We start from the raw sequence: 25,762 nt of genomic DNA, 5'->3' as shown, positions 1-25,762 counted from the left end.
CTTTTAAATATTCAATATTTCTCATACATTCGGCTACAAATAGCGATAAAATAAACAAGTTGATACCAGGAATTTTACTCACATGAAATCTAATCAAACCGCTGCGAGTTCGCCTGCCAAATTGAAGCGGGTGGGCGTTGTCGGCGGCGGTCAGCTAGCTTGGATGATGGGAGAAGCTGCTAGCGCGCTGGGTATTGAATTGGTAGTCCAAACTCCTAATGGTGATGACCCGGCAGTTTCTGCTGCTGTGGGTGCTGTTTTGGGGGCTGTTGATGATGTTTTGGCTACGGCTTATTTGGCGGATGGCTGCGATGTTATTACTTTTGAAAATGAGTTTGTGGATTTGGATGGTTTGCGAACGCTAGAACAGCAAGGTGTGTTATTTCAGCCGAGTTTGTCGTCGCTTTCTCCTTTGTTGGATAAGTACGTGCAGCGCTGTTATTTACAAAGGTTGGGTTTGCCAACTCCCAGGTTTTGGGCGCCAGATAGTATGGCGGATTTGGATTTAGATTTGTTGCAGGAACCCCAGGGAAGGCAGATTGGAGCAGGGGCTGTGGGGCATGAACCTATGTGCGGGGAAGTTGCGATCGACAATTTAGCAATTTCTGTTTCCGACAGCACACAGATAGAACAAAACTCGGAATCTGGGCCTAGAGATTTTCCCTTTGTCGTCAAAGTTCGCCGCCACGGTTACGACGGCCAAGGTACTTTTATTGTTAAGGATCGCGAGAGTTTTGAGTCAATTAGCGCTACACTTAAAGGTCAGTCTTTGCTGGTAGAAGAGTTTGTGCCGTTCGATCGCGAGTTGGCTGCGATCGCAGCTCGATCGGCAACTGGTGAAATAGCGATTTACCCGATCGTGGAAACTCAACAGCAAAATCAGGTTTGTCGTGTAGTGATTGCCCCCGCCGATATTAGTTTAGAGGTGCAAACCGAAGCTTGTGCGATCGCCCGTACTCTCCTCAATAGCTTAGAAGCCGTCGGCGTATTCGGCATTGAATTATTTTTAACCGCCGACAATAAGCTGTTAGTCAATGAAATTGCTCCCCGCACCCACAACTCGGGACACTTTACAATCGATGCTTGCAAAACTTCACAATTTGAACAGCATTTGCGCGCAGTTTGTCAACTGCCTTTAGGTAATTGCGATCTAAAATGTGCAGGTGCTGTGATGGTAAATTTGCTGGGCTACGAGTCTGCGGAGTCAGATTATTTAGAGAAACGAAAACAACTGGCACAAATTAGCGGCGCTTTTGTACATTGGTATGGTAAGAAAGTATCCCGCCCTGGCAGGAAACTGGGTCACGTTACTGTCCTCTTCGACGGGGACTTGGGGGAGAATGAAGGAAAGTCGGCTAGTGCGATCGCTCAAACCATTGAATCTATCTGGTATGGAAGTTAAATTGCTCGAAGAGTTGCCAAAATCGAGTTAGTTGCTGTATGTTAACTACCAGCCGGGAAGTCTAAGGGTATATTTAGAGGGGATTAATCTCAATTGCTGCGCGAAGTACCCCGTTGGGAATTACTCCTTGGGATGAAAGGCTCGTCGGGTGTAGATACCGAAACCGACAATTATTCTTTTATACCCCTTGATGATCTGGAAATACTCTGATACTATATTAACAAGTGGGGGTGGAACTACCTCACTATAAAAAGCCTTTGAAAAAAAGGAAAAAGAAGCCTGCGGTCTAACTGTACTCAGTTGACAGTCAGGTTTGTTCACATAAAGGTTCTACTGCGACGTTGGTGACTGCCAATAATGTTTTTTTGATCTATAACTCTTAACTCTCGGGAATCAAGATGTTTGGACAGCAGTAAACTGGGCTTGTACCCAGAAACTTTAAGTCCGAGCCAACGGTGCCCACCTGGTAAAATACCAGGTCAAAAGCTGAGGTAAGACGGCGTTGCGGTGAACCCTTAAAATATTGATTGAGATAGGCGCTAATATGGCTGGCCTATTTTTTTTATTGGGAATTGGGAATTGGGAATTGGGAATTGGGAATTGGGAATTGGGAATTGGGAATTGGGAATTGGGAATTGGGAATTGGGAATTGCATAAGTCCTATGATTATTAGTTTCGATCGCAAATAACAAATAACCAATAACAAATAACTAATAACAAATAACTAACAACAAATAACTACTTTTCAACCTTCCCGTACCATCCAGACAAGCATCGACAAAATTGTCTCGACAGGAGGAAACGGATAATCACTGACATCAATAGTCACAACTTGCCCTTCGAGTTTCATAAATCTCCAAGCAGTGCCGGTAGTTACTGAACCGTAAATAATCGGAATTGGGTTATTGTTAATTTCATTAAATCTTTGAGCCGCCACCATTTCAGCAATGCACTGTCCTAAACCGCTGTTAATGTTATCTCGCTTCGCTTCTACTAGCATAACAGCAGGTGCTTCTATCTCAAATTGCTCAGGAGAGCGACTGATTAAAAAATCGCAAACTCCGTTTAATCCCGCTGCGGTATCCACGGTGAAATCAGTGCCAGAAAATACGCTGATTTGGCGGTTCAGCAACCGTTTGACTTCCAAAAGTGCGGGGGCGATAATTAGTTCTGATTTAGCTTTTTCCGTTCCTACTGCGATCGCCCAAGGCACTGTATCTGCCAACAAACCTGCTAAAATAGCACTGGGTGCGATCGGCTCAACTTCCGGCAAAAAACGCCCGCCTTCAACAGATGTCAATCCGAAGCTTTGCTTAACCTTTCGCAGTGTAAAATCGCTGTATGCCATGATTTTGATTTCAAATTTAATCAGATGCTATATTAACATCAATAAAAATGGTGCTTTCAATGCCCTACAGTGAATTCACACTCAGAAAAGCTAAACGCGATTTCGGCTTAACTACCGTAGAAGCAGGCAGATTTTTGCCACCAACCGAACCCATCGAGCCTAGTGTATATTTAACTGAATCCCTCATTGAAGGATTGCCGCTTGCTACAGCGACGGGTTCTGAAAAAGCGCGATCAGAACTGATTATTAGTCCTATTTTAGTCGAAGTCCGCAAGATTTTACAGCGGCAAGTGAGTCTATTTTCGGGAGAAGATTTTACTGTAGAGCCGGAGTTGGGATTGAGTGGTATCTGCGATTTTTTAATTAGTCGTTCTCCCGAACAAATATTAATCGAAGCACCAGCAATTGTGATTGTTGAAGCGAAAAAAGCCGATTTAAAAATGGGATTGGGACAGTGCGCGGCCGAGATGGTGGCGGCTCAAAAGTTTAATGAAATCAACAATATTGCGATCGGCACAATCTACGGAAGTGTCAGTAGTGGCACTGCTTGGAGATTTTTGAAGTTGGAGGCAAAAACTCTGACAATTGACCTCAATGACTATCCTGTGCCGCCTGTGGAACCGTTGCTGGGGATGTTGGTTTGGATGGTTCGCGATGGTTAGGGCGATCGGCTTTAAGTTGAATTTTAAATTAATTGCGATCGCCCCTTGCCATTCACAGCTCGCTCTGCTATTCTCTAAAAAAGACCGATAGGTCTGTCAGCACCGCTCAAAATGTCAAAAGCTCAAGAAACCAGAGAAAAAATTCTCAGGGAAGCCGCAGCACTGTTCAATCAGTACGGCTACTCAGGTTCTTCTATGTCTGACATCATGCGCGTTACAGGCTTGCAAAAAGGAGGAATTTACAACCATTTCAAGAGCAAAGATGAGTTAGCCCTGCAAGCTTTTGACTTTGCGGCTGAATGTATGCGCCGACAATATCTCGGGGCTTTGAAAGGAAAACGTCATGCGGTCGATCGGCTAAAAGCTGTTATATCTTTATTTAGCACGTTTGCCGAAAATCCTCCAATTCCAGGCGGCTGTCCCCTGTTAAATACAGCAGTTGAAAGCGATGATGCTCATCCAGCTTTGCGTCAGCGGGTACAAATAGCAATGGATGGTTGGCGCGCTTTGATTTGCAAAATTATTAACAAAGGAATTGCTAAAGGCGAAGTTCGAGAAAATGTCGAAGCCGATGTAGTCGCAACTATTGTGATTTCAACCCTGGAAGGAGCCGTGATGATGAGTAAACTTTATGGGGATGCAATTCATGTCAAAAGAGCAATTGAGCATTTGCACGGATATCTCGACAGTCAACTTTAGAACCGAATAATTTTTTTGTTATCAAACAGACCTTTCGGTCTCAAGAGAGCAATTTCTCCTCGTTACTAGGCTCTGCCTCCAATTTTCCTCCCCAATCGAGGCAGTTTTTCAATTATTAAAAATAGACTGAGAGTACCCAAAATGCAAGCATCCAGCGAACAGAAAAGACCTTTGGAAATAGAATTAAGCTTTCCCGTACAAACTTACGATATCGACTTTGCGGGAATCGTTAGCAATATTGTTTATATCCGCTGGTTGGAAGACTTGCGAATCGCACTTGCTGATGCTTATTTTCCAGTACAGAAAATGCTGGAAAACGGTGTGGCTCCAATGCTGGTGAAAACAGCAATTGAATACAAGCAGCCGATTAATATTTTCGATAAACCAACTGGGAAAATTTGGATGAGTAAAATGAAATCGCTGAAGTGGATGATGGATGCTGAAATAATTGTAGCTGGGAAAGTCGCTGCTATCGCCCAACAATCTGGTTGTTTTATTGAACTATCAACTCGCAAACCAGTGCCGATTCCATCTGAGTTTTCTCAAGCATATTTGGCTCAACAGTAAATCGATAAATTTTCACACAAAATACTTTTTGTAGTCAGGAGTTTAGTCCTTAAATTTTACGCCGATCGTCCGAAATAATACCAATACCAAACTGCAAATATTTACAAATCTCAATTACTTTATGAATCATTCAACAATTGCCAATACCGAAGTTATCCGCCTCATCACCATCCCCATCAGTCACTACTGCGAAAAAGTGCGGTGGGCCCTTGACTTGCTAAAAATTCCCTACATTGAAGAAAGACACGTACCACCTTTTCACCGATCGGCCACCAGCAAAAACGGAGGTAGCAGCGTTCCTGTTTTAGTTACCAAATCTGGCAATTTTACAGATTCAACAGATATTTTGCATTACCTCGATACAATCAGTTCATCAGGTCAGTATTTGTATCCGACAAATGTAGAAATGCGCCAAGAAGTCGAAGCACTTGAAGAGTTATTTGATGCTAGACTGGGAGAATATACTCGCAATTGGGGATATTTTTATCGATCGGGCGATCGCAAAACAATGCGAAGAGCTTGGTGCAACAGTACCCCCGTACTTGAGCGAATAGGGTTTGAAATAGCCTTTCCGTTGATTAGCGCCAAAGTGCGGCAAGTCTACAACATAACAGCAGATTCCGCCGCCAGTTCGCTGCAAGGAATCAAAGAAATTTTTGAGATTGTCGATCGAAGATTAGCAGGTGGCAAAACCTATTTAGTAGGCGATACAATATCCGCAGCCGACATAACTTTTGCAGCGCTGGCGGCTCCGGTTTTGCTGCCGTCGGAACATCCGGTTTCGGTAGCGAAAATTGAAGAATTGCCGATCGAAATGGCAGCAGTAATTAAAGAATTGCAGTCAACTGCCGCCGGAGTTTACGCCCTCCGCTTGTATCGAGAGCAGCGCCGAGTTCAGTCATCCCATCCCGATCGTCGCAAATCCAGCTTGCAGAAAGTAGCAGAAACGTGATACAGTTGAAGCTTGTGTCCAAATAACACCACTCCATGCCAAAACTCAAAACTCGCAAAGCAGCCGCAAAGCGCTTTAGAGCGACCGGCAGCGGAAAAATTGTGCGCCGCAAAGCTTACAAAAGCCACTTGCTTTCACACAAAAGTTCAGCTCGCAAAAGCCGTCTCTCTAAGCTGGTCGTCATCGATGAGACCAATGATGGTAACGTGCGGTTAATGCTTCCATACTTGTAAAGTTTAACGGAAATTCAAAGATGACACGGGTAAAACGCGGTAATGTCGCCAGAGCGCGCCGCAAAAAAATTCTCAAATTAGCCAAGGGTTTCCGCGGGGCACAGTCCAAACAGTTCCGCACAGCTAACCAACGGGTGATGCAAGCCCTGCGAAATGGTTATCGCGATCGCAAAAAACGCAAACGCGATTTCCGCCGCCTGTGGATTGCTCGGATCAATGCTGCATCGCGCCAACACGGCACGAGCTACAGCAGACTGATCGGCAACATGAAGAAAGCCAATATCGAAATCAACCGCAAAATGCTGGCACAAATGGCAATCATTGACCCCGCAACATTCGGTAAAGTCGTGGAAATGGCAAATCGAGCCGGATCGTGAAAGCTTGAATAGTTTTCAGACAGAAGAAAGCAGAAGTAGGAAAGATTTAGCTATCTGCCAGAGAAGGAAAACTCCTGATAAATCTAGGAGGTTGAGACTCATTTTCCTTCTTTGTTCTTACTTCTGGATTCTTGATTTTTCAGAAATCGCGATCGGGCTAGTCGATCGCCATTTTCGTGTTTTTATATAGTTGCCAAGGCAAATCTCACAGATTGCTAGCGGATTAAAATAAATAAAACCTTCCACAAACCAACTAACATAAAAAAACATGGATAGTAATTTGCTGATTGTTTACCTGTCAGTTTTGCTGGCTATACTCGGTAGCACTTCCTGGTTTGTTGTGCGCCAGATTTTCAAAACTCGGAAGCTGGAAATGTCCTTGGAACGCTTAGAAAATAAGCTGACCATAGAAAAAGGAACAGCACAGGAATACTACGAGTTAGGCAGTATCTATGTAGATAAGAAACTTTACTCCCAGGCGATCGTACTATTTCAAAAAGCTCTGAAAAGCCAAGAATTAGCAGGCGAAGAAGATCTAGCATTTCTTTACAACGCCCTAGGTTTTGCCCACTTCGGCCAAGAACAGTACGACATCGCGATCCGTCAGTACAAAGAAGCCCTGAAGTTGCAGCCCGACTACGTTACATCTCTCAACAATCTCGGTCACGCCTATGAGCGCAAGAAATTAACAGCTCAAGCCTTGGAAATGTACGAACAAGCTCTCACCTGCGATCCAGAAAATGCCACTGCTAAAAAGCGAGTAGAGTCCCTCAGGAAGCGTTTGGTAATCTATAATTGAGGGCCGGTGTTACGAGCAATACAGATCCCGCAAACCTGGTTTCATTCAGAAACCGGGTTTTTTCTTCCCATAATCAAAGAGACTAGACTATCGAACACCTTAATGCGTTAGTTTTTAAGAACAGGAATTCACCTAATGCGAGCGATCGCAGGCGATCCCAACAGTTTAAACTACTGTCAAGATCGAAGCAGTGCCTGCAACATCGGTCAGTCCTAAACAATTGAAGGAGGAGAACGTAGTGACATCAATTCTCGTTGTCGAAGATTCGTGGTTGACTCGCAGGGTGATCTGCAAAATCCTGCGAGCAGAAGGATACGAGACTTGGGAAGCATCGAGCGGCCCGGAAGCTCTGGAACTTCTGGCCGCTAAGACCCCAAACTGTATGCTCTTAGATTTGCTGATGCCAGAAATGGAAGGTCGCGAAGTCCTGCAAGCCATGCGCGATCGAGGATATAACATTCCAGTCATCGTCATTACCGCAGATATTCAAGCAACCACCAAATCCGAATGCATGGAACTCGGAGCCCTGGCAGTAATTCACAAAATGCCCAACTCAGACGAACTAATCGGGTGGATCAAAAAAGCTCTCAGTGCCAGCGAGGAGAGCGCCCCATGAAATTAAGCGCTCGACAGCTCGATGCTTTGCAGGAACTCGTCAACATCGGGATCGGTCAAGCAGCAGGGATTTTGAACGACATGATCGAATCTCCCATTCGCTTGCAAATTCCCTACCTCCAAATCCTGTCTCCAGCCGACGTGCAAACAGAATTAGAGCAGCACCTCAACGGCGAACAAATTTCCGCCGTCCAGCTCAAATTTACTGGTTCCTTTGGAGGCATTGCCCAGCTAGTCTTTCCCACCAACAGTGCGGCCACGCTCGTGACCATGCTGACTGGGGAAGAAGCTGGAACTCACGACCTGGATTCGGTCAAAATTGGTACGCTGAGTGAAGTAGGAAATATTGTAATCAACGGGGTCATGGGTGCAATCAGCAACGTACTTCAGCAGCGCCTGAACTACTCAATTCCCAATTACACGGAAGGGACGATCGCGACTTTGCTCACATCTGGCGGTTTGGCTGCTGATACAGTGGTTTTATTAGCCCAAACCCGTTTCATTATTGAAAGGCTTCACATTGAAGGAGATATCATCCTCATTTTCAATGTCAGTTCCTTTGACGCCTTGTTGGCTGCGATCAATCAACTTGCCGGGGGTCTATGATCGAGGAGAGCAAAACTATTGAGGAAAAGTTTGGAGTTCTCGACAGTGTACCAGTCGGCGCCTGCCTGCTGCGAGATGATTTTGTGGTGCTGTTTTGGAATGCCTGTCTGGAAGACTGGACGAAAATTGGGCGCGAGCAAATGTTGGGAACCAAGATCACAACTCATTTTCCTCACCTGAGCCAGCTCAAGTACGCAAATCGCTTCCAGCAAATCTTTGCAGGAGGCCCGCCAACAATTTTTTCTTCTCAAATTCACAAGCACCTGATTCCGGCAACTTGGCAAGAGGGCCAGCAGCGCATCCAGCAAACTACTGTGACGGCTGTCCCTGCACTTTCACCGGGCGTTGCAGAACTGAATATTCCCAACTTGATTCGATCGACTGTGGAGTTGGAACCAGATAGTATGGTGCGACAAGGAGATTCTGTTAGTGTCGCATTGCCGTCAAACTTTCGGGATTCAATTTCGCCTTACGGCTTTATCCCACCAAACTGCCAATCGTTTTACGCCCTGTTGGTAATACAAGACGTAACCGACCTCACCCACCGCATCCAAGCTTACCGCACGATGCGAGATCAAGCTTTGGAAGAAGTGGAAGTGCGCCAGCGGGTGGAAGCAGAATTGCGCGAGAGCCAGCATTTCATCCAGCAGATTGCCGATGTGGCGCCTTACTTACTCTACATTTACGACTTGACCGAACAGCGCAACGTCTATGTCAACGGTCAAGCTTCTAAGCTGCTAGGCTACACTCCCCAAGAAATTTTACAGATGCAAACAGCTTTGTATTCCAGTTTGGTGTACCCAGAAGATTTGCCGAGGCTATCCGCCCACCTGCAAAAATTTCCCTCAGTCGCAGACGGGCATATTTTGGAGTTGGACTATCGGCTCCAACACCGATCGGGCGAATGGCGCCACTTTCGCTGCCGCGATCAAGTGTTCGCCCGCACAGCAGAGGGGAAGCCCAAACAAATTTTCGGCACTGCTCAAGATATTACCGAGTACAAGCAGGCAGAAGAGGCGCTGCGACAACAAAACGAACGGGAACTGCTGATGGCGACGATTACTCAGCACATCCGCCAGTCTCTAGATTTGGGCGAAGTGCTCAGCACGACAGTGACAGAAGTGCGCCAGTTCCTTCAGGCCGATCGAGTGATGATCGTCCGCTTTAACCCATGCACGGGCAGTCACTGCGCCACACCCCCGACGGGGGCGGTGACAGTGGAATCTGTAGCACTCAACTGTCGGCCGATGCTGGGAGAAACCCTGGAAAATTTCTGTTTTGACGAGTTCTATCTTGAAGCCTACCAACATCGGGCGATCCGACCGATCGCGGATGTCTCCGCCGCCGATTTGCCGCACGCTCAAATTGACTTGCTCGCACAATTTGAAGTCAGAGCTTATTTGGTAGTACCGCTAGTGCAAGGGGAGGAATTGTGGGGACTGCTGATGGCTCACCAGTGCAGTCCCCGACAGTGGATGCAGTTGGAAGTCGAGTTATTGTCTTCTCTGGCCACTCAGTTGGCGATCGCGATCAAACAAGCAGAACTCTACCAGCAGTTGCAAGCAGCCAACCTCAAGTTAGAGCGTTTAGCAACTTTAGACGAACTCACGCAGCTAGCAAACCGCCGTCGGTTCGATCAGTATTTAGACAGGGAGTGGCGCCGACAAGCGCGGGAACAAACACCTCTGTCCCTAATTTTGTGCGATATTGATTCTTTTAAAACTTATAACGATACCTACGGACATCCAAAGGGAGACGAGTGTTTGCGGCAAGTCGCCCAGGCGATCGGCAAAGCAATTAATCGCCCTGCCGATTTAGTAGCTCGCTACGGAGGCGAAGAATTTGCCGTTATTTTGCCGAATACGGCGAGTGAAGGGGCCGAGCTGGTAGCCGAACACATACAGCTCAAAATCGCAGCTTTACAGATTCCTCACGCTGGTTCTCAGGTGAGCAACTACGTCACTGTCAGTCTGGGGATAGCGACTATGGTTCCTATCTCTGAATCCGAAGCCTCTATGGTGATTGACGCAGCCGACGCAGCAGCGAGTACGGTTCCTGCATCTAAATCCCTAGCCTCGATATTGATTGACGCAGCCGACGCAGCGCTGTACCAAGCCAAAGATCTCGGGCGCGATCGCATCCAAGTTTACCAACCAGACCCTCCCACAGCCAAAACCAACGGCACAGCCCCTCCCGTGCGCCCGGTTGACTTTTCCCTACCCAATACTAATTTCCCCTCACCCACAAGCGCTTGACTTCTGCCAATATTTGTGAATTCGGAATAGACACTGACCCGAATCCGGCACTAATACCATTAAATATTTTAGATTAAATATTTTAAATTAAATATTTTAGAATGACTTATCACTATCAGGCTTTCGAGCTTGCCTACAGTTACATTCTTTTTTTTACCGCTATAACTTCAACACCGGAGACATTTTTATTCTAGCATTTTGGAACCAGCTTTGGCAAGAAAAAGTCTCAAATACAATCAGTTTTTTCTGACAATTTTACTGACTTTATCACTTGTTTGACCGAGAATGCTCCCAGTATAGATTAAAGTTTAATATCAAGTCCGCTGCTACCAAACTTGTATGGTAGGCTTCGATCGCAATTAGCAATAGAACAATGCCACCAATTAAAGAAAGTTAAACCAGGAATTAAGTCTTGACAGCGATGAAATAGTACCTTTTTGGCTACCAATCTTATAGCGTTCCAGCCAGATAGTATGGTACCAAGTGAGATCGATCGGGTCGGATTCCTAACCGTAGTTGCCTTCAACTTCTTCTACTGAAAGATGTGGTTCAACAACCAGACGCTTGACCATAATTGTACGATCGCACGCTCTTCACCACACCGCCATTATAGCCAGGACGGTGCGACCGGACTTGATATGAGTAAAATTCAAAAAAGTCAAAAGTAATAAAGCTTTCAGTAAAAACAAGATTTTTTACTTTTGACTTTTGACTTTTGACTTTTTAGCACATCGAGTATCAAACTCAAAACTCAAAACTCTTAAGGTGCTGCCGCCGCCCTGCGGTTGGCAACAATCAGATTTGCCTGGTACTCTGCCGCTTTTTGCTGAGCCTTTGAATGGTTGGGGCTAGTTGACGGCACGGCTCTCATAAGCTGAACCGCTTTCTGCCATTCGCTTGCTACCGCAATCCACTCTGCTTGAGATTGAGCCGTCTGTGCCAAAACTGCCGCCTTCTGAGCGTTGTTAACGCCTTCCCTCCAAGAGTCAGGCTTAGGCGCGGCGGCTTTTGGTGCAGGAGATGCTGCTTTTGGCGCAGGAGATGCTGCCTTGGGCGCAGGAGGTTTGGGAACAGGGCTCGCGGGCGTAGCAGCATTAGTGGGAGCGGCTTTTGGTGCAGTAGGAGATGCTGCCTGTGGGGCCTCGCCAGATGCGCTGGGAGATGGAGATGTGGCTTTAGACGCAGGAGATGTGGCTTTTTTGGGGGAGGGCGAAGCTGCTTCGGGGGCGCTCGGTTCAGGGTTCGAGCCGCCACCGAAGGGGAAATTTCCAGTCAAGTAAAGCGCTGCGATCGCCCCCAAAGGCACTAAGATACCCACAGGTATTGCCCATTTTGGGAATTGTTTTTTCGGAGGGGGGGCTACATCTTCGTCTTCGTCTTCCTCGTCGTCTTCCTCGTCGTCATCTGGATCGAATTGTCCCTCTTGATAATAGTCTTCGCCATCGGGTTCGACATCATCTAAACCTACAGAGTCGTCAGGCATTCCAGTATCCGAGGCATAAAGCATTGGATCTGCTGGCATCAGATCTATTTCATCTTCCCACGCAGGGGAGCCGTCACCTGTGCGACGCCCGTAAACTTTGACAGTGTGAATTGATTCGACTCCCAAATTCGTCATCCCGCTGCGGATGAAATCCACCAATGCCATTTGACTCGGTACTTTGCCTGACTCCAGAGTTATGTGGAGGCAGCCGTTGTCCCGCGTCACATCGGCGTTGATGCCTTTGGGTTTGAGTGTACGGTTGATGCTAGATGCGATCGCTTTTGGATCGCCCTGCTTCAGAAGTTCCCGCAGGTTCTGTTGTGTCATGGGTAGCGCTCTTTTTTTTGGGGGGGGTGGAGAGCCGGCAAATAATATTAATCGATCGGCGTTCGGCGGCGGACAATATTTATTTACCACATTAACTTCTACTGTGGCATTCTGAGATTATTTCTCGTAGCTATTGAGATTTTTGCGCGCGATCGGATATCCAGCATATATCCGATCGCGCAATTTGTTGTAAAAATTTACCAGAAAGAATTGGTTTAAAGCCCGCCCGCCCGATCGGGAGAAATTAAAAGAAGCCTATTCATTACTCCAATCCTTTTCCTTCCAGGTAGAGGTCGCCCTCAAACTGTCAACTGTCAACTGTCAACTGTCAACTGACTGAAAGTCACGGCCCGCTCCTGCTGGGCTGTCTCTCCTCACCGAAACAAGCTAGAAAGTTCTATTACTTTGGTTTGCAGGGTTGAGACTTCTTCCCGGCCCCGCTTTAAAGAAGCTTCTAACTCTAGCAGCAAAGGCAAACTTTTTTGTAGTTTTTCTAAGCTGGCGTTCTTGACTTCTTGGCGAAAATAGTATACTCGTTTCGGATTGCCGAGGTCTAGAGCTTGAGCAATTTTATCATCGCGATCGCCCGCTTGGATCATTGCCTTCACCCACAGCCAAATCCGAAACTTACCAGTCAAGCCCGCCACAATCCTCAAACCAGGTTCGCTCTGAGCCGTTAAGCCCGCCAATAACTCTAAAGCAGCGGAAGTCTTGCCCTCGCGAATCGCATCGGCTAGCTGGAAGGTATTCTGGGCGTTACAGTGCACCAGTGCGGCGACTTCCTCGGGGTTGAGAGGTTGACTGCGATTGCCGGCAAACAGCAGCAATTTTTCGAGTTCGCTGTATAGCCCGCGCGTATCGCTACCGATGGATTCGGCTAAAAGTTCGATCGCCGTGGCGGTCAATTTGACATTCATTTCGCCGGCGACTTGGCGCACCCGCTGGGCTAACTCTTTTTCATTCCAAGGCGGAATCGGTGAAAATTCTCGGAATTCGGCGGACTTGGCGATTAACTTGGTAGATTTGAGCCGGCTGTCGGGTTTTTTGACAGATGTCAGCAGCAATACGGTACTAGGGGAAATTACTGGCAGCGTCCGTTCCAATTGGGCTAAAAGTTCCGCAGAGCACTGCTGCGTTACAGTCGTATTTGCCAGCCAGACAAAACGGCTGCCGGTGCCGAAGGGTGGCGTTAAAGCTCGATCGAGTCCTTCAACCACAGCGTCGGGTCGATCGGCAACAATCTTGTCATAGTTAAAACTAGCCCAGTTGGGGTCGAGGACTGAGGAGCGCAAACTTGTGACTGCTTGCGCGATCGCAAAGTCGTCTTCCCCCCAAAACAGGTAAATTGGCATATTTCAAGTTCAGCAGCCCAAAAAATCAGATTTGCACGATCCCGAAGTCCAACATATCCTGAATCAGACTGTTGATACAAAGTAAATGATTTTCTAGAAACTTCTTGAATAATTAGGTAAAAGCTGGTAGTGTAGATTGAGAAAAAAATGCTTTAGCGACTAAAACAGCTAAGACCATGGTCACTTTGAGTCATTATCATTTCCAGCAAATGTTGAAGCATCAAGCTGCTGTTAAATGGCAGTTTTGTAGTAGGCATAACGGAAGAATACACATCAAAAACCTGTTCAAAGTGTGGACATAAATTCAAATGGCGCTTTCAATATCCTGTTGAAAGCTTTGAGAGATACCTCCTTGACAGGAGAGCTGGCAGCTTTTTCTGTATTGCCATACACGGTAGTATCAGGCTTAGTCCTGGATTTGCCGGGTTAAATGTATCTGTTGAAAGCCCGCACCATAATATAAAATTTGGTGTGGCAGTATTTCACCGCGAGGAAATCAAGATTGGATGATACTTATCAAGCTTACGTAAATCGGGTGGCGCGAATGACGCTGCTGGACTCCTACAAGTCCCAGGTGGAACACATTCAGGAATCTCCAAAATTTAAGCCTGATGAAGTCGGTCACAGAACTCCTGTACCTTTTCCGGGTTATTCGGTGATTACGCCACCTGCGGGGGAAGATGCAGACAATACTGCACTTTATACTAATTTACACTCAGTCCAACAACGGCTATTGCAGGAAATCGCGGACGGTGCGATCGTAGCACTGCCTCCTGATAGCTTCCATTTAACCGTCGCCGATCTGATTTGGAGCAGCGCTTTTCGAGATGCCTCTGAGAAAAATCCAGAATTTGAGGGTCAACTGCGCGGGCGCATGAAAGATGGTTTTGCGGCCTGCAAACCCTTGGCGGGCGGCTCTCCCATACGCTGGACGGTGCTGGGGTTGATGGTGATGACTAGGGCTGTAGGTGTCTGTTTGGCACCGACGGACGAAAACTCTTACAAGCAAATTCTGGAGTTTCGTCGATCGATCTATCAAAATCCCGATTTAATTGCCTTGGGAATTGAACAGCAATATCATTTTACGGCACACATTACTCTGGCTTATTTTGGGGATACCGGGCCGAACCTAGACCGCGCTCATTTTTCTGCCCTGATGGCTGAGTTAAACGACCAATGGCTCGACACGCCCCAGGATCTGTGGGTGCACAAAGCCGAACTGCGGAAGTTTGACGATATGACTAGCTACGTGCGGCAACCGGATTGGCCTGTTTTTGAGTTTTGACCACGAAGGAAGAAGGAAGAAGGAAGAGGGAAGAGGGAAGAAGGAAGGAAGAGGGAAGAAGGAAGGAAGAGGGAAGAAGGAAGAAAGAGGTTCGAGCGAAGTTCGGCAACGAGCAAAGTACGGAATTTAACCGATACAAGCCAGAATTATGAGGAATCAAGGAAGATTTTCCCAATTCTTCCCCCTCTTCCCTCTCCCCCTCTCCCAATTCTTCCCCCTCTCCCCCTCTCCTCCTCTCCCCCCTCTCCCCCTCTCCCCCTCTCCTCTGTCCCAACCTTCAAAATACTGCTTATAAAATGCTTTAATTATTCTGACTTGACAACAAAATCAAGCAAAAAATTCATGAGAAACCAGGAAAAATCAGTAATTCTGGTTTTTTAATTTTTAATGCAAAAGTGACTGTACACGTTGTTGGTATTGGTTTAGATGGAGCTGCTGGGCTGAGCGAATCGGCGCGGCAGGTTGTAGAAATGGCCGCTCTGCTCATCGGGAGCGATCGGCATTTGAGCTATTTTCCCGAGCAATCCTGCGAGCGCTGGGCGTTGGAAGATTTAACCGAAGCAATTCTGGAAATTAGGCGTTGGTTGGCCGCAGATGCGAATTTAGAGCCAGATGCAGGGACTTTTTCGCCCCCCTCCACCCCCTCGCATCAACTGATTGTAATTTTAGTAGCCGGAGACCCGCTGTTCCACGGCTGGGGAAAGTTGCTCATTTCCCAACTGCCGCCGGATAAATTGACTTTTCACCCCCATACAAGCTGCGTGCAGTTGGCCTTTAACCGCTTGCACGTCCCTTGGCAGGATGCTCATTTTGTGGGTTCCCAGGGACGTTTTTTTGAGGAACTGACGGCAAAACTCAAGCTGGGTGTTGAGAAAATTGCGGTACTCGCAGACGAAACTCGCACTCCGGCGGCGATCGCAAGTTTGGTGAAAGCTCTGGATTTGCCCACACGCTACCAGTTTTGGGTTGGCGAAAATTTGGGTTCCGCCGAAGAGCGCGTGGGTTACAAGTCTCTGGAAGCTTTGCTGGGAGAGGATTTTGCACTTCTGAGCGTGGTGGTGATGCTGCGGCAGTCCCCGCCGACAGAAGCTTTGGATTTGGGAAATTTGCCTTTGTTGGGTATTCCCGATGCAGCTTTTATCGGTTGTGGCGATCGCCCTGGTTTGACGGTTGAACGGGAAGTGCGGGTGTTGGTGTTGGCTCAATTGGCTTTGCAACCCGAACAAGTTGTCTGGGATGTGGGTGCTGGTAACGGTTCTGTCTCGATCGAGATTGCTCGTTTATTCCCGCAGTCTGAGGTGTACGCGATCGAACAAACGGTTTCTGGCACTTCTGCGATCGAACTCAATTGTCGCCGTTTTGAGTTGCAAAATGTGTTTTCGATTCACGGAACCGCCCCGGAAATCTTGCACCGCTTGCGTCCGCCGCACCGGATTTTTATCGGTGGTAGCGGTGGAGGGTTGACTAAAATTTTGGGCGTTTGCGCTCTGCGGCTGCTCGCTGGAGGGTCGATCGTCCTAGCTTTGGATGTTTTTGAGGATATTGCTACTGTTTTAAGCTGGATTGGCGATCGGGTGCGCCGGGAACCGCACTGGAGTTACCGCATCGTGCAGGTGCAGTTATCGCGTTCTGTGTCTGGGGGCAGTTTGACTCGTTTTGATGCGTTGAATCCAATTTCGATTGTGACGATCGATCGACATTTGAATTAATTCTAGAATTTTAACCGCAGATGAACGCAGATGAACGCAGATGAATCGCTGCATAATATCCCGTCTTCTCGAAGGCTCGCACCTAATAATGGTGATTTTTCAGGACATGATATTATGATAGCTTAGATAATAGGTTTGCTCGCTGAGTAGACCAGGGTGCAAATTGATTAAATCAACTCAATGACCGCAGCAAATTAAATTAAATTAAGGTACTAGAATTGTGCAAATAAATCAGCTAGGGTTCCTATTTGTTGATGTTGTACTCTCGGCGATCGCCCTGATCGTTCTAATTCCGGTTGCAGTTCTATTCCTAGAATGCTGTGCAGCTTTCCTGTCCAGCTTTGGCACTACAGCGGAAACTCAAGAACCCCGCCCCAAAGTAGCAGTTTTAATTCCCGCCTACAACGAAGCAGCAGGAATAGCCGCCACCATCTCCACTATATTGCCGCAGCTAACACCTCAAGACCGGCTGTTAGTGATTGCTGACAACTGCACCGACGCCACAGCAGAAATCGCCCGCAACAGCGGTGCAAGTGCGATCGAGCGCCACGACACAGAACGCAAGGGGAAGGGATACGCCCTAGATTTCGGCTTGACTGCGATCGCCTCAGACCCCCCAGAAGTAATCATCATGGTTGACGCCGACTGCATTTGTCAGCCGGACGCGATCGATAAATTAGCCCGGGTAGCAATGGCAGAACAAAGGCCAGTCCAAGCAACATATTTAATGGAACAGCCGCCCAATCCTACCCCAAAAGATTCGATTTCTGCCTTAGCATTTCTAGTGAAAAACCTAGTCCGGCCGAGCGGATTAAAACAGTTAGGATTCCCGTCATTGCTAACAGGTACGGGCATGGCTTTTCCGTGGTTAATCATTCGAGATGTTCCCTTAGCCAGCAGCAATATCGTCGAAGATATGCAAATGAGCTTGGATTTGGCGATCGCCGGACATCCAACGGTATTCTGCCCCGAAGCCCGAGTCACCGGATGTTTGCCGCAGCAGGAACAAGTAGCTAAAACTCAAAGAACCAGATGGGAACACGGACACTTACAAACCTTGCTAACTCAAACTCCCAGGCTGGCGACAGCTTCGATCGAGCAACAGCGTTTTGACTTAATGGCGATCGCCCTCGACTTAGCCGTCCCTCCCCTATCCCTTTTAGTTGCTATCTGGCTAGCCGCTTTTGTCGCCTCAATACTAGCAGCAATTATCGGAGCATCCGCGATTCCCGCCATATTATTAGGAGTACAAGGACTGCTAATTTTAGTTTCAATTGTCAGCGCTTGGGCAAAATTTGGGCGTGCCGACATTTCCGGCGCAACTCTATTATCTGTTCCTTTTTACATCCTGTGGAAAATCCCTTTATATCTGGGTTTTATCCTGAAGCGGCAAACCAAATGGGTACGCACGGAACGCGATGTTTAGTATTCGGTAATATTCCGTAGGGTGCGTCAGCCAAATAGTTGATGCAACTCGAAACTCTTGTTCCTGACGCACCTTAGGATGACGACTGTAAGTTATTTTTTGATCCGAGATTTGAAAGTATTAGATAAGCGTTGACGTAGCCGATCCGTTTGTTGCCCTATCAAAACACTCATCAAAACAATTCCCATCCCAATCAGTTGAATTGGCGTAAGTGTTTGGTGTAGTAAGACGAATCCCAGTAGTGTTGCTACTACAGGACTCATCAACCCTAGCGATGCCACAGCCGATGTTTTGAGTTTATCAATCCCCCGAAACCAAAGTGCATAAGCAACTCCAGTGCCGACTAAGCCCAGGTAAACGAAGCCCAATAGGTTAGTTGTTGAGATATGAGTTATTGGCCCTTCGATCGCTAGGGCGATCGGCAGCAGAACGATTCCACCAACTGTTAACTGCCATGCTGTAAAAACAAGTAGAGAAACTGGGCGTTTCCAACGTTTGACTAGCACCGTTCCCAGACCCATTGTTGCAGCTCCAGCGATCGCAGCAACAATGCCAATGCTATCAAGACGCGCATTAGGGCCCAGAACCAGCAACCCGACACCAATAAAGCCTGCGATCGCCACCACAATAGACAGCTTAGACGGTTTTTCATTCAATATTAACGAAGAAAATAATACGACTAATAAAGGTTGGATTGCGCCTGCCGTTGCAGCAACGCCACCCGGAAGGCGATAAGCAGCGACAAATAATAGTGCTTGAAAAATTCCGATATTGAGGCTACCCAAGAGCAGAATACGCCACCACCAAATACCTTTGGGCAGTTGTCTAAACCAGGCTGCTAGCAGAATACCGATGGGGAGCGATCGCAAAGCAGCCACTAATAGCGGATGGTTAGGGGGCAGGAGTTCAGTCGCTACAACATAAGTTGTTCCCCAGATCATCGGCGCCAGAGCAGTCAGCAGAATATCAGAGAGGCGAACAGTAGCTGTCTTCACAATTTTATCTTAACGTCAAGATACTTGATGCCAAGATTCTAGCATTTATCTTGATGTTAAGATGGTTGGCATCAAAATTTTTAGGTGAGTAGCATTTCAATGAATGCCGATCCAGTCGATGCGATTTTGGCTCAATGGCAAAGAGAGCGCCCTGACTTAGATGTGTCGCCAATGGGCATTATTGGTAGGATGGGGCGACTGACCAAATACTTAGAACGATCGCTTCAACAGACATTTTCCAACTTTGGCTTGAACGTTGGAGAATTTGATGTGTTGGCGACATTGCGCCGTTCTGGCCAACCGTACCAGCTTACGCCGACCGAGCTATTCAATACATTGATGGTTTCATCGGGTACGATGACGCATCGTATAGATCGCTTAGAACGGGCCGATCTTGTGAAGCGCATGGACGATCCGAGCGATCGCCGAGGGACGCTAATTCAGTTAACCGATAAAGGTTTCAACGCGATCGAGAAAGCTGTTGAGGCTCATGTTGCCAATGAGCATCGACTCCTTAGCGCTTTAGACGAAGCCGAACGTAAAGTTCTAGCTCAACTGCTGCGGAAGCTTTTAATTTCATTTGAGGAGTAGCGGTGACAGTAAAAAATCATTGCAGCGGATGCACAAAGTCTTTTTACTTCGTTGCAATCATACTTGTCACAATACAGAAATCGTTCAACTTAGCGAAATCCCAGATTTCTGTATCTGTTTTCTCTGCTAGCCCGTGAAATTCAACATGGCTAGCGTTAGGGAAAATATCAGCCAAGCGAGTAACTAATTTTCGGCTCAGATTTTGATCGAATAGTAGTTTCAAGCGACACTCACCGAAGCAACTAAACGACGATCGCGATCGGCGACAAACTCTAAACAGGCTCTAATATCTGTTTCTGTCAGTTCTGGGAAGTCGTCAATAATCTCAGTAATAGACATTCCAGAAGCCAGCCAGCCAAGAACATCGTAAACCGTAATTCGCATCCGACGAATGCAGGGCTTGCCACCACGCTTATCTGGCTCTATGGTGATGATATCGCGATAGCTCATAAAAAATATTTGGTAAGTGGGGTTTCAACCGCCTTGAATCCCCTTTCGGGGTTAGAGGGGTATGGTTGCCCCTCTGTGGAGATATGGTTGTCTCCGAATCCCTTTCGGGTAATGTTCGCTTGTCGGTCAATGTTATAAGGGCTTTTTCCGGCTAGCAGCACTGTTTCAGTGACCTTGAAACAGTTTAACTACTAGCGACAGGGCAGGGGACTAGCGTCGCATCCACAGGGTGTCGTGACCCAAATAACGTAGACCTGCGTGAGGTCTTAGGCTGGTCAGAATGGCTTACTTGATTTCTCTTGCAAGCCCAATCTCTTTAGAGTTGGGTTCCTGACGATACAGGTAAAGTGTTTGCATCTACATTATAGAAAAATATATCGGAAAATAAAAACAAAAAAATCTGAAGCTGGAAACTTCCAACTTCAGACTTTTACTAACTCCCCGGGTAGGATTTGAACCTACGACCAATCGGTTAACAGCCGATCGCTCTGCCACTGAGCTACCGAGGATTGCGTGGTTTTTGTCACCCACATTTACTAATAGTAGCTGAACTTAGAGGATTTGGCAAGGCCTTTGACAAACTTTTTTTCGATCGTACAGAAAGCGGGTTCCAGCAGCTAATGCAGCCCCATTCTCATTCTGGCGAGACGCTGCTGCGATTCAGGATCGAGGGAATTCGACAGAAAACGACTGGAGTTGTGTTTGCGGGATTTGTGCTGGCGCTCGCTGCGGCGGGCGGTGGATTCTACGTCAGCGGCTAGTTGTTCGGCGGACATCCATTCGGCACCGTAGCCGACTACGGTCAATTGCTGCGCTCGGTCTGAGGTGGCGACAATCATCCGCCCTTTGCCTTTGACCGATCGCAATTCGTAGCGCAAACTAGCACAAGACTTTTCAATATAAGTATCTGCCGTCTGACCAAAGTCAGTGTAGTGCACTGATAAATTTTTAGTAATAATTTCTTTAACGCTCGGAGTATCTCGATAGTGAGCGTCAAACACCAGTCTGGCCTCAAAATCTTGAACGGCGCTGTAGTTAACTAAAACCTCAATCAACTCGCGGCGGGCTGTTTCGAGTTCGTCGCGATCGCGCTTCTCTCGGAGTCGAGGCCAAAGTCCAATCATGTTATAGCCGTCTACAAGTAACACTGCTTGCGATATATAGGGTGACATGGTTCAAGGCTGAAGAGCTCCAGCAGATAGAGGACGTTATTTGCATTGTTCATCAAAGCTTTTGTTAAATCTTATTACAGATTGATGATTGATTGCTACCTCCGATCGCAATAATTAAACCCCCCAAATCCCGAAAAGCTTGGGATGTGGGGGGTGATACGATTTTCGATTTTTGATTTTCGATTTTTGATTAAATAATCTGGAATGACTTGTCAGATAAGGGTTTGGAGTTTGCTTACAGTTGCATTCCTGTGGGAAATTGGTGTGGGATTTGTGCGATCGTCTTCTGCAAGCTTTGCTAGCGCGCGATCGATAAATTTTTCCGCTTACTCGACAGATTCCACGGATACGGGCGATGGCTTACGCCCCGCTTCGCTACGGACAACCGTCGGCAGAGATATTTTCTCCACCGCAGGAGTACAGCCCAGCCACTGCACCGACAAGTCCGCAAACTGCTGCGGGGCGCCACTCACGCAAAAACGAGTCGGCAGCGCAGCACCCGAATTTCGCAGCCCTAAAACCTCCAATTCTCTGGCAGCAGCAGCCACCACGCGCACCGCAGGATCGATTAAATTCACCCCAGCAGGCAAGAGCGATCGCAACACGGGAGCCAACAGCGGATAATGAGTGCAGCCATAGATCAGCGTATCAATTCGCTGCTGAATCAAAGGAGCCAAATATTCCCGAGCCACCTCAGAAGTATAAGGATCGTGAATCCGATTTTGCTCCACCAGAGGCACAAAAGCCGGACAGCTAACCTGCCATACCCGACAAGAATCATCCATTTCCAAAATCGCATTTCGATAGGCATTGCTAGCAGCCGTAGCAGGAGTTGCGATCACCCCGATCCGCTTGCCTTGCTGCACCGCAGCCTGGGCCCCCGGCAGAATTACTCCCAGCACCGGAATATCAAACTCAGCCTGCACCATCTCCATCGCCAAAGCAGAACTGGTGTTGCAGGCCATAATGACCATTTTCACATCCTGTTCCACCAGCCAGGCCATAATTTCGCGGACAAAATGCACAATTTCCGACGCAGCCCGAGTGCCGTAAGGCAGCCTTGCCGTATCTCCAAAATAAAGTATTGATTCGTTGGGCAATTGTTTGTATAACTGCGTCAAAACAGTCAAACCGCCCACGCCACTGTCAAATATACCGATTCTTTGTTGTCTGGAGTCTGTTGTCATTTGTTAATTGTTAATTGTTAGTTGTTAGTTGTCTGTTGTCTGTTGACTGTTGACTGTTAACTGTTAACTGTTGGCAGGAAAGCAGTTGACAGGAAAGCAGTTGTCTGTTGTCATTTCAACTGTCAACTGTCAACTGTCAACTGTCAACTGTCAACTGTCAACTGTCAACTGTCAACTGTCAACTGTCAACTGTCAACTGTCAACTGTCAACTGTCCACTGTCAACTGTCAACCGCCCATTATCTTTGTTGAAGATAATATAAAATGCCACGAGCGATCGAAGCCGCCATTTGACTCCGGTAAGCTGGATCGGAAAGTTTAGCAGCATCCTCAGCACCTGTGACAAAACCGACTTCCAGCAACACAGAAGGCATAGCACTCTTCCTCAAAACATAAAATCTCGCCTGCCGCACCCGGCGGTCTTTCGCCCCCGTCCCATCCAAAATACTGGCGTGAATCACCCGAGCTAAATCTTCCCCGCTATCGAAATAATAAGTCTCAATCCCGCTAATATCCGGGCGACTCATATTAATCGCGTTGGCGTGAATGCTGACAAACAAAGTAGCATTCACCCGTGATGCTAAAGAAACTCTCGGTTCTAGGTCAATTTCGCTGTCGTCAGTCCGAGTCATTACGGCTTGCACGCCCTGCTGTTCTAGCAGCCTTGCCACCTGATATGAGATATCTAAAACAATTTCCTTCTCCTGAATGCCCCCAATCCCGACGGCACCCGGATCGCGGCCGCCGTGGCCAGGATCGATCGCCACTACGAAACGACGGTTAGAACCTTGGGGCAAATCACCCGCTCCTATACTGCTTCTCGGCGGCAACGGCTGCGGATTTGGATCGCGAGTCAAAGGTGACTGCGCGCTAGCACTCGATCGCAACTGCAAAGACAGCATCTGCGGGTTAGGTCTCGTCACCCTGCCTACCTGTACCCCCGATCGCGGTTGCACCCAAATCACCACAGTCTCCGCGTCTTCCTGGCTGGCGGTAAACGATACAGGACTGTTGCCATCGAGCTGAGGAATTTGCCCCGCCAGAGAACTAGAAGCAAGCCGAATCCAGTAAGCTTTCGATGATTGATCCCACCCGCTGGTATAGGAGACTTGGCGGTCAGTTCTCACCACGAATTGCGTGCCGTTACTCGCTAAATCAATGGACTGAACTCTCGCTAAACTTCCTTGAGCTGGTCTCCCAACAGTTAGGGGTTGGGAGCGCGTCAGGATTGGCGGACTCGTGCCTCCTGGCGATAGCACAACCGAGCCAGAATTGCCGACAGAAGCGCGCCACTGAGTATTAGAACTCTTCATCCGCAAAGTTACGCGGGTAACGGGCGGATCTGTTGGCAATTGCCGGACTTCAATCTTGTCAACTCCGTGCTTGCCGTTAGTTTGAGGCTGTTGGCCGCCCGCGCCCGCAGCTAAAGTAGCTCCTTCAATATCGAGGGTGGCGATGTCCCCGGCTCGACTTTGTTGAAAATTAATTTGGGGGTTGCCACCGGCAGTACGGATCAAAAAACCGTCCGCCGTCACCTGAACGTTCTGAACTACAGTCGCTTCAGCAGATTGGGTTTCCCTTGCTGAAGGTTCAACCGATAATCTTTCTCCCCCAGGTTCTGAGATCGAATTTTGAGTTCCTCCGCGTACTGGTGCGGGCAAATCTACTGTCCACTCGCTGGCAGAAATGCCCCGAAATTTTACTTGCTGGGGGTCTAGAGTAAACCCGTCTTTGAGTTCGACGACTATTCTGGTGGTATCGTCGTCAAACTGTCCTACTCGCACAGATTCGATCGCCCCTGACAGCGGTTTGTTGACCGAGGGACTGCCCAGACTCGTCCCCGGTAAGTCGATTACCAATCGCGTGGGGTTGAAAATCAGTTGAGCCTTGGGTTGGACTCCCCCCTCTGTTCTAATGTAGAGCCGGTTCTCTGAAGCATCAAACCGCCAAGATTGCAGTCTAGCTGCTTCGGCGGCTCCGGCGAGCAAAAATACACTTAAGAAACTTGGTAGTAGCCAGTGGAATTTCACGACAGTTTTTTCCTCGTTTGCGTTACTGCTAAAAGCTGGAAGGGTGCTGCTTGCCCGAGTGGCTTTCAGCAGTTCGCCGCCAGCAGACCGGGGGCCAGGGGCCGTCAGTTGTTGGCTAAATGACTTTTTTATGCGTTAACTGGCCGCCAAATCCCCAATTATGACATTTTGGAACTTTCCTGCATACTTGGGGGCGATCGGTTATAAGCTGACTGAGAAATTGTTGGCACAAGGGAAGGTATTTATAGCAAAAGGAAGAAGGAAGTTCGGCAACGAGCACGCGATCGGGATTTTTAAAATGCGATCGGTTAGAAAACTTTAATTATCTATCGTCGCCAGAGAACTCAGAAGCAATAAAGTCAATGGTTTCAGCAATTCATAATATCCGGACGATCTGGTGCTGCTACTATTTATAGGAGCAATTAACCCTTATTTCTTGAAGTTAGAAGTTGAAATTTTACCAGAAAGAATTGGTTGAAAGCCGGAACCCCGATCGGGAGAATTTAAAATCAGACTATTCATTACTCCAATCCTCATCCTTCTAGGTAGAGGTCGCTCTCCTTCGGTCAACTGTCAACTGTCAACTGTCAACTGTCAACTGTTGAACGCTCTTCAAGGAATCTGTACGACGGGTCTTTAATGGATAGAGATAGTTACAGTAAGGGTAATAATCCGTTTGACAGTTGCATTGTCTTCTAACTTTTCATAGGCTACCTTGATAACTTAACAACCTACTTTCAGCATGATCAGGATTTCCCAGATTGAAATGACTTTTGAATGCAGCTAAATATTAGTTCCAGACCAACTGGCATATCCTTTTATAAAATCATTGTCTCTCACAGCTTGACATTGACATACAACTACATAGCGCCTCTTCCGTCTTTTTTTATGGCATTGTTACAGTCGGACATTTTGGGTAGTAATGGAAACTTAGTTGTTAGTTAGGTTTCCGGCATCGCTAATCTTAAACGATGATAGCCAGTCAATGCTGTTAACTGTAAATGGAGAATGTTTTGTCTCACTTTGTTTGGTGCCTAATGCTTTGTCACCAACAGTCTTTGAGCGTATACGATCGACAGCCAAAGGATTGGTTGCTTGACGGGGGAAAAGTTTTGACCGGAGATATTGTTATCGCAGTTGTCAAGTTTTTGCGACACCAGAAACAATCGATCGGCTTCTGGCAAAAACCTGTGATTTGGTTTGATGACCTGCCTTTCGACTAACTGCATAACTCCCACGTA

At 47.4% G+C, this 25,762-nt stretch carries 28 protein-coding genes, 1 tRNA gene and 1 other RNA gene; 19 read left to right on the top strand and 11 right to left on the bottom strand.

Annotated features, from left to right (window positions below):
* The first annotated feature begins 82 nt into the window (after positions 1-82).
* From JGK11_RS18230 to JGK11_RS18220, 3 genes are all read left to right on the top strand, one after another.
* Complete coding sequence (locus tag JGK11_RS18230; RefSeq protein WP_293184715.1) at positions 83-1,402, top strand: 5-(carboxyamino)imidazole ribonucleotide synthase; 1,320 nt, start codon at positions 83-85, stop codon at positions 1,400-1,402.
* Positions 1,403-1,729: 327 nt separating this feature from the next.
* Positions 1,730-1,917: non-coding RNA, 6S RNA (gene ssrS / locus JGK11_RS18225), on the top strand.
* 29 nt (positions 1,918-1,946) lie between these two features.
* A complete protein-coding gene (locus JGK11_RS18220) occupies positions 1,947-2,075 on the top strand; it encodes a hypothetical protein (protein ID WP_293184713.1) in 129 nt (42 codons plus the stop codon).
* 72 nt (positions 2,076-2,147) lie between these two features.
* Here the strand turns inward: JGK11_RS18220 and JGK11_RS18215 are convergent, their stop codons facing one another.
* Positions 2,148-2,750, bottom strand: a complete 603-nt coding sequence (locus tag JGK11_RS18215) for a hypothetical protein (protein ID WP_293212414.1) — start codon at positions 2,748-2,750, stop codon at positions 2,148-2,150.
* 59 nt (positions 2,751-2,809) lie between these two features.
* Between JGK11_RS18215 and JGK11_RS18210 the strand changes: the two genes are divergently transcribed.
* From JGK11_RS18210 to JGK11_RS18165, 10 genes are all read left to right on the top strand, one after another.
* The gene (locus JGK11_RS18210) at positions 2,810-3,412 is read left to right on the top strand and encodes a hypothetical protein (protein WP_293184708.1); all 603 of its coding nucleotides are present in this window, start codon (positions 2,810-2,812) and stop codon (positions 3,410-3,412) included.
* Between the two features lie 111 nt (positions 3,413-3,523).
* Positions 3,524-4,111 carry a TetR/AcrR family transcriptional regulator gene (locus tag JGK11_RS18205; protein WP_293184706.1) on the top strand — a complete coding sequence of 196 codons (588 nt, stop codon included), beginning with the start codon at positions 3,524-3,526 and terminating at the stop codon, positions 4,109-4,111.
* 141 nt (positions 4,112-4,252) lie between these two features.
* Positions 4,253-4,678 (top strand): thioesterase family protein, encoded by a 426-nt coding sequence (locus tag JGK11_RS18200; RefSeq protein WP_293184703.1) that lies wholly within the window; start codon positions 4,253-4,255, stop codon positions 4,676-4,678.
* A 121-nt stretch (positions 4,679-4,799) separates the two neighbouring features.
* A complete protein-coding gene (locus JGK11_RS18195) occupies positions 4,800-5,630 on the top strand; it encodes a glutathione S-transferase family protein (protein WP_293212413.1) in 831 nt (276 codons plus the stop codon).
* A 35-nt stretch (positions 5,631-5,665) separates the two neighbouring features.
* The gene (gene rpmI / locus JGK11_RS18190) at positions 5,666-5,863 is read left to right on the top strand and encodes a 50S ribosomal protein L35 (RefSeq protein ID WP_293126590.1); all 198 of its coding nucleotides are present in this window, start codon (positions 5,666-5,668) and stop codon (positions 5,861-5,863) included.
* Between the two features lie 20 nt (positions 5,864-5,883).
* Entirely contained in the window at positions 5,884-6,240 is a 357-nt protein-coding gene (gene rplT, locus JGK11_RS18185; RefSeq protein ID WP_293148587.1) for a 50S ribosomal protein L20, read from the top strand.
* Positions 6,241-6,508: 268 nt separating this feature from the next.
* The gene (locus JGK11_RS18180) at positions 6,509-7,039 is read left to right on the top strand and encodes a tetratricopeptide repeat protein (RefSeq protein WP_293184697.1); all 531 of its coding nucleotides are present in this window, start codon (positions 6,509-6,511) and stop codon (positions 7,037-7,039) included.
* A gap of 238 nt (positions 7,040-7,277) precedes the next feature.
* The gene (locus JGK11_RS18175; protein ID WP_293184695.1) at positions 7,278-7,655 is read left to right on the top strand and encodes a response regulator; all 378 of its coding nucleotides are present in this window, start codon (positions 7,278-7,280) and stop codon (positions 7,653-7,655) included.
* A complete protein-coding gene (locus JGK11_RS18170; protein WP_293148579.1) occupies positions 7,652-8,260 on the top strand; it encodes a chemotaxis protein CheC in 609 nt (202 codons plus the stop codon). Before JGK11_RS18175 ends, JGK11_RS18170 begins: the two co-directional genes overlap by 4 nt.
* The gene (locus JGK11_RS18165; RefSeq protein WP_293212412.1) at positions 8,257-10,515 is read left to right on the top strand and encodes a diguanylate cyclase; all 2,259 of its coding nucleotides are present in this window, start codon (positions 8,257-8,259) and stop codon (positions 10,513-10,515) included. Before JGK11_RS18170 ends, JGK11_RS18165 begins: the two co-directional genes overlap by 4 nt.
* A 760-nt stretch (positions 10,516-11,275) precedes the next feature.
* Here JGK11_RS18165 and JGK11_RS18160 read toward each other — a convergent pair.
* On the bottom strand, positions 11,276-12,325 hold the full coding sequence (locus JGK11_RS18160; RefSeq protein WP_293207012.1) for a hypothetical protein: 1,050 nt from the start codon (positions 12,323-12,325) through the stop codon (positions 11,276-11,278).
* 374 nt (positions 12,326-12,699) lie between these two features.
* On the bottom strand, positions 12,700-13,677 hold the full coding sequence (gene holA, locus JGK11_RS18155) for a DNA polymerase III subunit delta (RefSeq protein ID WP_293212411.1): 978 nt from the start codon (positions 13,675-13,677) through the stop codon (positions 12,700-12,702).
* 544 nt (positions 13,678-14,221) lie between these two features.
* Between holA and JGK11_RS18150 the strand changes: the two genes are divergently transcribed.
* From JGK11_RS18150 to JGK11_RS18135, 4 genes are all read left to right on the top strand, one after another.
* On the top strand, positions 14,222-14,962 hold the full coding sequence (locus JGK11_RS18150) for a DUF1868 domain-containing protein (RefSeq protein ID WP_293212416.1): 741 nt from the start codon (positions 14,222-14,224) through the stop codon (positions 14,960-14,962).
* Positions 14,959-15,114 (top strand): hypothetical protein, encoded by a 156-nt coding sequence (locus JGK11_RS18145; RefSeq protein ID WP_293184683.1) that lies wholly within the window; start codon positions 14,959-14,961, stop codon positions 15,112-15,114. Before JGK11_RS18150 ends, JGK11_RS18145 begins: the two co-directional genes overlap by 4 nt.
* A 243-nt stretch (positions 15,115-15,357) precedes the next feature.
* Positions 15,358-16,671: a precorrin-6y C5,15-methyltransferase (decarboxylating) subunit CbiE gene (gene cbiE, locus JGK11_RS18140; RefSeq protein ID WP_293212410.1), complete on the top strand. Its 1,314-nt coding sequence runs from the start codon at positions 15,358-15,360 to the stop codon at positions 16,669-16,671.
* A 220-nt stretch (positions 16,672-16,891) separates the two neighbouring features.
* A complete protein-coding gene (locus JGK11_RS18135) occupies positions 16,892-18,097 on the top strand; it encodes a glycosyltransferase family 2 protein (protein WP_293212409.1) in 1,206 nt (401 codons plus the stop codon).
* A 92-nt stretch (positions 18,098-18,189) separates the two neighbouring features.
* On the opposite strand, the gene JGK11_RS18130 is transcribed toward JGK11_RS18135, so the two are convergent.
* Positions 18,190-19,092: an EamA family transporter gene (locus JGK11_RS18130; protein WP_293184674.1), complete on the bottom strand. Its 903-nt coding sequence runs from the start codon at positions 19,090-19,092 to the stop codon at positions 18,190-18,192.
* An 84-nt stretch (positions 19,093-19,176) separates the two neighbouring features.
* On the opposite strand from JGK11_RS18130, the gene JGK11_RS18125 reads away from it, so the two are divergent.
* Entirely contained in the window at positions 19,177-19,683 is a 507-nt protein-coding gene (locus tag JGK11_RS18125) for a MarR family transcriptional regulator (protein ID WP_293184672.1), read from the top strand.
* A 43-nt stretch (positions 19,684-19,726) separates the two neighbouring features.
* Here the strand turns inward: JGK11_RS18125 and JGK11_RS18120 are convergent, their stop codons facing one another.
* The 6 genes from JGK11_RS18120 to JGK11_RS18095 form a co-directional block, all read right to left on the bottom strand.
* Positions 19,727-19,906, bottom strand: a complete 180-nt coding sequence (locus tag JGK11_RS18120; RefSeq protein ID WP_293184669.1) for a DUF5615 family PIN-like protein — start codon at positions 19,904-19,906, stop codon at positions 19,727-19,729.
* Complete coding sequence (locus JGK11_RS18115) at positions 19,903-20,133, bottom strand: DUF433 domain-containing protein (RefSeq protein ID WP_293156139.1); 231 nt, start codon at positions 20,131-20,133, stop codon at positions 19,903-19,905. The genes JGK11_RS18120 and JGK11_RS18115 overlap by 4 nt, the downstream gene beginning before the upstream one ends.
* A gap of 437 nt (positions 20,134-20,570) precedes the next feature.
* Positions 20,571-20,642 (bottom strand) — tRNA-Asn (locus JGK11_RS18110).
* 108 nt (positions 20,643-20,750) lie between these two features.
* Positions 20,751-21,305: an NYN domain-containing protein gene (locus JGK11_RS18105; RefSeq protein WP_293184667.1), complete on the bottom strand. Its 555-nt coding sequence runs from the start codon at positions 21,303-21,305 to the stop codon at positions 20,751-20,753.
* A gap of 326 nt (positions 21,306-21,631) precedes the next feature.
* Positions 21,632-22,492 (bottom strand): glutamate racemase, encoded by an 861-nt coding sequence (gene murI, locus JGK11_RS18100; RefSeq protein ID WP_293184665.1) that lies wholly within the window; start codon positions 22,490-22,492, stop codon positions 21,632-21,634.
* Between the two features lie 238 nt (positions 22,493-22,730).
* Positions 22,731-24,521: an N-acetylmuramoyl-L-alanine amidase gene (locus JGK11_RS18095; protein ID WP_293212408.1), complete on the bottom strand. Its 1,791-nt coding sequence runs from the start codon at positions 24,519-24,521 to the stop codon at positions 22,731-22,733.
* 160 nt (positions 24,522-24,681) lie between these two features.
* On the opposite strand from JGK11_RS18095, the gene JGK11_RS18090 reads away from it, so the two are divergent.
* On the top strand, positions 24,682-24,843 hold the full coding sequence (locus tag JGK11_RS18090) for a hypothetical protein (RefSeq protein ID WP_293184661.1): 162 nt from the start codon (positions 24,682-24,684) through the stop codon (positions 24,841-24,843).
* A 712-nt stretch (positions 24,844-25,555) separates the two neighbouring features.
* Here the strand turns inward: JGK11_RS18090 and JGK11_RS18085 are convergent.
* Positions 25,556-25,750: a hypothetical protein gene (locus JGK11_RS18085; RefSeq protein WP_293184659.1), complete on the bottom strand. Its 195-nt coding sequence runs from the start codon at positions 25,748-25,750 to the stop codon at positions 25,556-25,558.
* Positions 25,751-25,762 lie beyond the last annotated feature (12 nt).

It is taken from the genome of Microcoleus sp. PH2017_34_RAT_O_A, assembly GCF_020737885.1.
Taxonomy (GTDB): domain Bacteria; phylum Cyanobacteriota; class Cyanobacteriia; order Cyanobacteriales; family Microcoleaceae; genus Microcoleus.
The sequence above is the reverse complement of the archived record's forward strand: the minus strand, read 5'-3'. Positions and strand labels throughout refer to the sequence as shown.

Excerpts from the sequence above, each read along its gene's own strand:
- JGK11_RS18205 (WP_293184706.1), top strand. The coding sequence starts at position 3,524 with ATGTCAAAAGCTCAAGAAACCAGAGAAAAAATTCTCAGGGAAGCCGCA.
- JGK11_RS18150 (WP_293212416.1), top strand. The coding sequence starts at position 14,222 with ATGACGCTGCTGGACTCCTACAAGTCCCAGGTGGAACACATTCAGGAA.
- JGK11_RS18230 (WP_293184715.1), top strand. The coding sequence starts at position 83 with ATGAAATCTAATCAAACCGCTGCGAGTTCGCCTGCCAAATTGAAGCGG.
- JGK11_RS18115 (WP_293156139.1), bottom strand. The coding sequence starts at position 20,133 with ATGAGCTATCGCGATATCATCACCATAGAGCCAGATAAGCGTGGTGGC.
- JGK11_RS18160 (WP_293207012.1), bottom strand. The coding sequence starts at position 12,325 with ATGACACAACAGAACCTGCGGGAACTTCTGAAGCAGGGCGATCCAAAA.
- JGK11_RS18210 (WP_293184708.1), top strand. The coding sequence starts at position 2,810 with ATGCCCTACAGTGAATTCACACTCAGAAAAGCTAAACGCGATTTCGGC.
- JGK11_RS18090 (WP_293184661.1), top strand. The coding sequence starts at position 24,682 with ATGACATTTTGGAACTTTCCTGCATACTTGGGGGCGATCGGTTATAAG.
- JGK11_RS18215 (WP_293212414.1), bottom strand. The coding sequence starts at position 2,750 with ATGGCATACAGCGATTTTACACTGCGAAAGGTTAAGCAAAGCTTCGGA.
- JGK11_RS18180 (WP_293184697.1), top strand. The coding sequence starts at position 6,509 with ATGGATAGTAATTTGCTGATTGTTTACCTGTCAGTTTTGCTGGCTATA.
- JGK11_RS18195 (WP_293212413.1), top strand. The coding sequence starts at position 4,800 with ATGAATCATTCAACAATTGCCAATACCGAAGTTATCCGCCTCATCACC.
- JGK11_RS18170 (WP_293148579.1), top strand. The coding sequence starts at position 7,652 with ATGAAATTAAGCGCTCGACAGCTCGATGCTTTGCAGGAACTCGTCAAC.
- JGK11_RS18085 (WP_293184659.1), bottom strand. The coding sequence starts at position 25,750 with ATGCAGTTAGTCGAAAGGCAGGTCATCAAACCAAATCACAGGTTTTTG.
- JGK11_RS18220 (WP_293184713.1), top strand. The coding sequence starts at position 1,947 with ATGGCTGGCCTATTTTTTTTATTGGGAATTGGGAATTGGGAATTGGGA.
- rplT (WP_293148587.1), top strand. The coding sequence starts at position 5,884 with ATGACACGGGTAAAACGCGGTAATGTCGCCAGAGCGCGCCGCAAAAAA.
- murI (WP_293184665.1), bottom strand. The coding sequence starts at position 22,492 with ATGACAACAGACTCCAGACAACAAAGAATCGGTATATTTGACAGTGGC.
- holA (WP_293212411.1), bottom strand. The coding sequence starts at position 13,677 with ATGCCAATTTACCTGTTTTGGGGGGAAGACGACTTTGCGATCGCGCAA.
- JGK11_RS18200 (WP_293184703.1), top strand. The coding sequence starts at position 4,253 with ATGCAAGCATCCAGCGAACAGAAAAGACCTTTGGAAATAGAATTAAGC.
- rpmI (WP_293126590.1), top strand. The coding sequence starts at position 5,666 with ATGCCAAAACTCAAAACTCGCAAAGCAGCCGCAAAGCGCTTTAGAGCG.
- JGK11_RS18105 (WP_293184667.1), bottom strand. The coding sequence starts at position 21,305 with ATGTCACCCTATATATCGCAAGCAGTGTTACTTGTAGACGGCTATAAC.
- JGK11_RS18165 (WP_293212412.1), top strand. The coding sequence starts at position 8,257 with ATGATCGAGGAGAGCAAAACTATTGAGGAAAAGTTTGGAGTTCTCGAC.